Origin of the sequence: Pleomorphomonas sp. JP5, from assembly GCF_023721815.1 — a bacterium.
In the GTDB taxonomy this organism is placed as follows: Bacteria; Pseudomonadota; Alphaproteobacteria; order Rhizobiales; family Pleomorphomonadaceae; genus Pleomorphomonas.
The window spans coordinates 1-617 of the sequence record NZ_JAMDLI010000025.1; the positions used below are offsets into that span (position 1 = coordinate 1).

Annotated in this window: 1 protein-coding gene; it reads left to right on the forward strand. The window is 51.2% G+C overall.

Annotated features, from left to right (window positions below; translation table 11 throughout):
* Nucleotides 1-110 precede the first annotated feature (110 nt).
* Nucleotides 111-545 (forward strand): IS200/IS605 family transposase, encoded by a 435-nt coding sequence (tnpA, locus tag M4J40_RS22340; protein ID WP_251756635.1) that lies wholly within the window; start codon nt 111-113, stop codon nt 543-545.
* The last annotated feature ends 72 nt before the right edge of the window (nt 546-617 follow it).

The following is a 617-nucleotide window of genomic DNA, read 5'->3' on the forward strand; positions in this document are numbered from 1 at the left end:
TTTTATCAAAAGAAAACCTCCACCTATGGTGGAGGATTGGATGGGTTCTACACAGTATAAAAGAAACCTCCGTGCTTGGGCCACGCAGTGGGTCAAGAACGGAGGTTATAGTGGACGATAACCATCTATCCCACTCGACGTGGGACTGCAAATACCACCTGGTTTTTGCGAGCAAATACAGAATGAAGAGGCTCTATGGAGAGCTGCGTCGGGAGTTGGTCGAGCAATTCCGCAAACTTTGTCTCCAGAAGGGCTGTCAGATCGTGGAAGGGCACATGATGGTCGACCATGTGCACATCCTGATGTCGATCCCGCCGAAGTATTCTGTTTCGCACATCGTCGGGTTCCTGAAAGGCAAGACGGCCCTTTACGTCGCCAACAAGTATGCGCGTAAACGCAAGTACCGTGGCTACCATTTTTGGGCGCGCGGCTACTTCGTATCCACCACCGGCTATAATGAACAGGTCGTTAGACGTTACATCAGGGATCAAGAGAAAGCCGATAAGGCATCAGATCACAACGATCTGTTCAAGCTGATCCCCTGATGTAACAAAGCCACTTCTAGTGGCCCAAGCGCAGCGTCCCAAACCTCCGCCTCTGGCGGAGGTTCGTGATTT